This is a genomic window from Citrobacter sp. CtB7.12 (assembly GCF_001297795.1).
Classification (GTDB): Bacteria; Pseudomonadota; Gammaproteobacteria; order Enterobacterales; family Enterobacteriaceae; genus Citrobacter_A; species Citrobacter_A amalonaticus.
Map to the genome: position 1 here is coordinate 1 of NZ_LIFT01000037.1, position 6,147 is coordinate 6,147.

General features: G+C 48.3%; 8 protein-coding genes and 1 pseudogene. All 9 read left to right on the forward strand.

The annotated features are described in order from the left end of the window. Positions 1-297, forward strand: a 297-nt coding sequence (locus tag AOY24_RS23005; protein WP_054177443.1) for a hypothetical protein, incomplete at its 5' end; no start/stop codon positions are given. After that, complete coding sequence (locus tag AOY24_RS23010) at positions 294-662, forward strand: hypothetical protein (RefSeq protein WP_054177444.1); 369 nt, start codon at positions 294-296, stop codon at positions 660-662. The genes AOY24_RS23005 and AOY24_RS23010, both read left to right, overlap by 4 nt. Continuing rightward, positions 659-2,410, forward strand: a complete 1,752-nt coding sequence (locus AOY24_RS23015) for a primase-like DNA-binding domain-containing protein (protein WP_072185444.1) — start codon at positions 659-661, stop codon at positions 2,408-2,410. Before AOY24_RS23010 ends, AOY24_RS23015 begins: the two co-directional genes overlap by 4 nt. Before the next feature lie 319 nt (positions 2,411-2,729). Beyond that, positions 2,730-3,101 carry a hypothetical protein gene (locus AOY24_RS23020; protein ID WP_054177445.1) on the forward strand — a complete coding sequence of 124 codons (372 nt, stop codon included), beginning with the start codon at positions 2,730-2,732 and terminating at the stop codon, positions 3,099-3,101. A 370-nt stretch (positions 3,102-3,471) separates the two neighbouring features. Next, positions 3,472-4,512: a major capsid protein gene (locus tag AOY24_RS23025; RefSeq protein ID WP_054177446.1), complete on the forward strand. Its 1,041-nt coding sequence runs from the start codon at positions 3,472-3,474 to the stop codon at positions 4,510-4,512. Positions 4,513-4,521: 9 nt separating this feature from the next. Next, entirely contained in the window at positions 4,522-4,863 is a 342-nt protein-coding gene (locus AOY24_RS23030; RefSeq protein WP_054177140.1) for a head decoration protein, read from the forward strand. A gap of 10 nt (positions 4,864-4,873) precedes the next feature. Further along, positions 4,874-5,251 (forward strand): AlpA family transcriptional regulator, encoded by a 378-nt coding sequence (locus AOY24_RS23035; protein ID WP_054177139.1) that lies wholly within the window; start codon positions 4,874-4,876, stop codon positions 5,249-5,251. Between the two features lie 214 nt (positions 5,252-5,465). After that, on the forward strand, positions 5,466-5,975 hold the full coding sequence (locus tag AOY24_RS23040; protein ID WP_054177138.1) for a terminase small subunit: 510 nt from the start codon (positions 5,466-5,468) through the stop codon (positions 5,973-5,975). 26 nt (positions 5,976-6,001) lie between these two features. Continuing rightward, positions 6,002-6,147: pseudogene (locus AOY24_RS25500) on the forward strand (tail assembly protein); the annotation flags it as partial.

Consider the following 6,147-nt stretch of genomic DNA (forward strand, 5'->3'; position numbering starts at 1 on the left):
CATCAGCTTGTTAAGAGCACTCCTGATTTTAAAAACTTCACTGATCAGGATTTGGCTGAATCCAGCGACTTATATGCTGCTGGCGCATTTGCCATCAGTAGTGCGCTCACCCTGATTGGCAATCTGGCGCTAGACGCAACTAATGCAGAAGATTATGCAGATGAAGATGCCCGGCGTGACCTGGTTCTTGTAAGCCATGTATTGCGTCACCTCCCAAGAATGGCCCAAGCGCTTAATCAGAGTAGTGATTCTGCGGATTATGTACGTACCCAGCGTAACAAAGGAGGCAAGGCATGATCAGCAACGTCAAATTTAACGAACTGACTAGTCGCGTTGATGTGCTGGTGGAGAAGGTCTTGCACCTTGAGGCGCAGATCAAATCACTTACTGATAGCCAGGGAGGAGAGATCCCCCCCGGTATGACCCCGGTAACTACGCTGGCGGCGCAGTTCGGTATTTCCACCAAGAAGGCCGAAGAACTGGCGAAAAATACGGGGGTAATGCTGGTGCGGATGAAATCGGGCGGATTCATTGCACCCGATGAGAAATTCAGGGAGGCGGCGCGACTGGTACTTCGGGCGGCAAAACGTAAATACGGATCGGCGTACTGGTATCACCCGCTGATTGGCAAGTTCCAGATGAGCGGAGGTATCCCTAAATGACAGACACAATAGTCAAACCAGAAGAGATATCTGATGCTCTGTTTTCCTGCGTCTATTCCTGGGTAAATGGTCATGCTATTGATAAAAAAGGTGCGGATGCCGCTGTAGCGCGTCACCGTGACAAGTCTTCACCATATGGGGTTCTGGCACGGCGAATGCGTGAATTCGTAGCCGGCAATGGACCAACTTATGAGGCGTTGTGTGACCAGGGACTGATATTAACTGATAACGGGAAACAGAAAGAAAACCGCACTGCGCTGGTGGCAGAGATTATCGGCGAAGAAGTAAAGCACCTTCTCTGTGACACTGACCGGATTAATCGTGTTTTCCCTCAGCCAAAAACAGCGAAGAAAAAGCGCGTTACTGATGCCGCCACATCCTCGCTCAGTCAGATGGGACCAAGCCAGCGTGGGGAAGTGTTGCTTGACCACTACAACGGGCTTCTGGCACTGCATCAGGAATCTGACACGGTACACCATTACAACGGTATTACCTGGACGCCTGTAACTGATAAAGCGCTTACGCGCCAGATGGCGGCTATTTTTATCGAGGCTGATGCACCGTATTCAATGACGGCCATGAAGAATGCTGTTGATACCATGAAACTAAGTTTGCCGTCGATGGGGGTAACGGCACGGCACCTGATTGGTTTCAGTAATGGTGTATTTGATATCCGGGCGGGCGAATTTCGGGAGCACAGAAAAACAGACTGGTTGGTAATCGCCAGTGAGCTACCGTTCAGCCCACCAGCGGAGGGTGAGACGCTGGCCAGCCACGCGCCGAACTTCTGGAAATGGCTACGTCGTTCTGTGGCCAACAATGACCGCAAAACAGATCGGGTGCTGGCGGCGCTGTTTATGGTGCTGGCGAACCGTTACGACTGGCAACTGTTTCTGGAGGTAACGGGGCCGGGCGGTAGCGGTAAGAGCGTTATGGCGGAAATTTGCACCATGCTTGCGGGCAGGGCTAACACTGTATCAGCCAGCATGAAAGCGCTTGAGGATTCAAGGGATCGTGCGCTGGTGGTCGGTTACTCACTGATCATCATGCCGGATATGACCCGCTACGCTGGTGATGGTGCCGGGATTAAGGCCATTACAGGCGGCGATAAGGTATCTATCGATCCTAAGCATAAAGCGCCATATTCGACCCGTATTCCGGCTGTGGTACTGGCGGTCAACAATAACGCTATGACATTCAGCGACCGCAGCGGAGGGATTTCGCGACGCCGCGTAATATTCAACTTCTCGGAAGTCGTGCCGGAAAGCGAACGGGATTCGATGCTGTCCGAGAAAATCGAAGGAGAACTGGCGGTGGTGATTCGCCACCTGCTAACACGCTTTGCAGACCAGGATGAAGCCAGACGGCTATTGCACGAGCAGCAGAAATCCGAAGAGGCACTGGCTATCAAGCGTGAGGGAGATTCGCTGGTGGACTTCTGCGGTTACCTGCTGGCGTCTGTGGCATGTGATGGGATGTTTATCGGTAATGCTGAGATAGTACCTTTCAGCCCACGCAAGTATCTCTATCACGCTTATCTGGCTTACATGCGGGCCAATGGTCTTAGCAAGCCAGTATCGCTAATGCGGTTCGGTACTGATATGCCTGGCGCAATGTCTGAGTATGGGAAGAAGTACGAAAAGCGGAAGACCAAGCACGGTATCAGGTCAAACGTTACGCTACACGATGACTCAGACGACTGGATGCCATCCTGTTCCGGTACTTCTGAAAATAGCGTGGTAGAGTAAAGTTATAGAATAAGTGTTCACCAGTATTCACCATGCTAAAAAATCTATCTATAACATGGTGTTAAGGGGTGAACACTTATTTTTAAAGTATTCACCAAGTATTCACCTGTTCACCTTTTGAATGTTTTCTGTCCTAAAGGGTGAATGGTTGGGTGAACACCTGTGAACACTTATAACTTTTGTGTTCACCACTTAACATTATGAAATTAAATATAAAAAACATAAAGGTGAACAGGTGAACACTTAAACGTATATTTTTAATTTTTATAAATACGGCTGGTACTATGAGAGCCACCAACAAGATAGAGTGAAAAGCGATATGGACATAATTGAAACTATACTTTCCTGGTTTAGCGAAATGGCAGATGCTTTCCGTGATTCATCGGCTTATCTCACATGGGCTTTTTTTTCAGTGATAGCTGTTTATATGACCTGGATTACCCTTGATGTACAGCGAGAGAAACACCTGTCAAAAGGTCCTGTCAGAGCGCTGGCGTGGGGAATTTCTATCCTTTTCTTAGTTATATATGCAATCAATATAGTTGCTATTGCAAACTTATTTACTAAACCACTTGGGGAAGCAGGGGCATCAATGCTCATAATGGCGATCACATTGATGTTAGTCATCAACGTCTACCCTGTTCTTTCTGGCGTAGTGGCTGGAATGAAACAAAAAAAAGAGAACGAATAATTGTCCATCGTTAACGGGTGTGCCTGCCGGGAACTGTCATTGAACATGTTCGCATATATCCGGTCGCTGGTGGAAATACAGGCTTTATGATCCAATTAGTCGGCGTGGATGATTGAGGAATTTATATGGTGGCGTTGTAAAAAAAGCGGGCCACACCCAGCCCGCTTTTTGACTAACACGAAGAACATAAACGAAACTGTTATCTTTGGAGGAAATAACGAAGTAACAATAACAGAACGTTAGCTGTTGTATATCTGCGTCATCGAACTTTATACACTATTGCACATTATTGCACTCATCTGATTCTGCTTTCACAGTGATAACATTATTGCTGTGACAATTCCTGTATTTTTAATTTTGAGGTAAATCTATGCCAGATTTATATTCACCAGCAACGCTTGTCCGGGTTGTAAGTGCTGAGGATATCCAGAAGCAGCTTAAAACCCTTTTCACAGATTTATTCTTTACCCGCGCGGTAACGTTCGAAACACGCGATATCATCCTGGACACTATCGACGACCCAAATATTCCGATCGCAGCGTTTTGTTCACCTATGGTTGGTAGTAAGGTGGCGCGTGATGAGGGCTATGAATCAAAATCCATCCGTCCGGGTTACATGAAGCCCAAGAGTAGTATTGACCCAAATAAACTGGCCGTTCGCCCGGCTGGTGTCACACCAGAACAATACAGCACGCTCGACACCCGCAATATCAAGATTAAGCAGGCCATTCTTAAACAGTCGATTGCTATCCGGGCGCGTATTGAATGGCTTGCGGTTCAGGCTGTCACTACCGGGAAAAATATCATTGAAGGGGAAGGTATTGAGCGCTACGAACTGGACTGGAATATCAAAACCCAGAACATGATCATTCAGTCTGGTGGTGCAGCCTGGTCAGGTAAAGACAAGGCAACATTTGACCCAAATGACGATATTGAAGCCTATTCAGAACTGAGTGAAGGGGTAACAAATATCATCATCATGGGTGGAAACGTCTGGAAGAAATATCGCTCATTCAAAGCGATTAAGGATGTGCTCGATACTCGTCGCGGATCAAATGCTCAACTGGAAACGGCACTTAAAGACCTGGGTGATTCAGTGAGCTTTAAGGGATATATGGGAGACGTTGCAATCGTGGTTTATAGCGGTCGCTATACCGATGAAGACGGCACCGAAAAATATTTTCTCGATCCTGATTTGATGGTGCTTGGAAATACGGCCCTGCAGGGGATTGTGGCTTATGGTGGGATTCAGGACCCTGAACTTATCCGTATGGGGATCACCAAAGCAGAACTCGCGCCTAAAAATTACATCGTGCCTGGCGATCCGGCTATTGAATACGTCCAGACCCATTCCGCGCCGCAACCTATTCCGGCTCGTATTAACCGCTTTGTCACCGTTCGAGTGGCTTAAGGAGCATTCATGACTACGCATTACACTGAGCTGGTGGCTGGTACCGAGGCGCTGGTGTCTACTCTGGGGATATTTGTTGGTGGTAAGGGGGTTATCCCGGCGCTTACGCCGCTGATGCAGGATAACACCACTGGCGCTCTTGTTGTCTGGGATGGCGTGAACGCAGGACAGGCGGTGTATGTGTCGTGCTTTGCCGTTGATACCGCCAGTCAGACACAGGCGCAGGTCTATAAAGCGGGCGTGATGAATGTTGACGTGCTCAACTGGCCTGAGGCTGTGACGACCCTCTCTGCTAAGGTTGCCGCCTTTGTTGGCTCTGGTATTTCTGTTCAACCGCTGGCACTGGTGTAAGGGGATTACAATGAAAGAAAACAGCCTGATGGCAACTGCCGATGCCCTCTATCCGGATTCTGTTGTGCGCGAGCTACAAGAACTGGCAGACAAGATGAACGTAAGTGAGCGCCTGGTTGATATGAATCAGGTGATTGAACTGACCACACTAAGCCGCAGAACGTTACTGAACCTCGAGGCTCGTGGTGAATTTCCGGCGCGTGTACAGGTCACTGAGGGTCGCAAGGCCTGGTATCTGAGTGAAGTGATTGAGTGGATTAACAACATTCCCCGTTGCTCTGAGACATGCCAGATCCCTGTACCAGTCAAACCAGAAGCTTCGCTATGCCTCAAGACTGAACGAGTTCGCCGCCAGGTCCGTGATGGGAAAAGCAAGCTGGTAGGCTGATCGGACAGGCTCGATTGACCCGGTAATTGGGCGCGGGTCCTTTCGGGAGATCCGGCTTACTACGGGGCGGCGACCTCGCAGAATAGCGCTATTTATGAGATTTTCTGAGATGCTGGTGGTGGTGTTGTTGTTCGTTGTATCAGTATGATTTAGATGGTTTTTATTACTTCAATACACCCACCTGAGCATTAAAAAAACGGTATAAAGGTGGAAAATGGCTCAGCATCTACTGAATAAGAAGAACATGGCAAAAAGCTGTAAGGTCGGTGTGACAGCTTTCGACAAATGGGGCATCGAACCGATACAGCGTATCGGGCGTGAGGCATTTTATGATGTTGCCAGCGTGGTGAGTAACAGGGTTGAAAATGAGCTGAGTAAAATTATGGATCAGGGCGGCGACATTGATGACGCTGAACTGTTAAAGGCCCGGATTCGCCTGACGAACGCCCAGGCAGATGCGCAGGAGTTGAAGAATGCCCGTGAAACAGGCGAGGTTATTGATACTGCATTTGCCACTTATGTCCTTGCGAAACTTGCCGCAGAAATCGGTTCAATCATGGATAGTCTTCCTCTGACAATAAACCGTAAATTTCCGGACATGGAGACTCGCTACTCCAATGCTATCAAAGTTGAGGTAAACAGGGCGGTAAGCCGTGCTTCAACTGTTGCTGACCTTATTCCTGAAATGGCTGAGCGGTACATTGAAGAAAATCAGAAGGGCTGAATACTATGAATCCATGTGCAGAAGTCATGACAACTATCAAACTGAGTGGATCTTTAGCTTCTTTATTCGGCAGAGAACATCAGCGCCTTATCGGTCCGACGCGTGAAGCATTCAGAGCATTATCAGCCACTATTCCGGGATTTGAGAAATTCATGAACACCAGCAAGGCGCG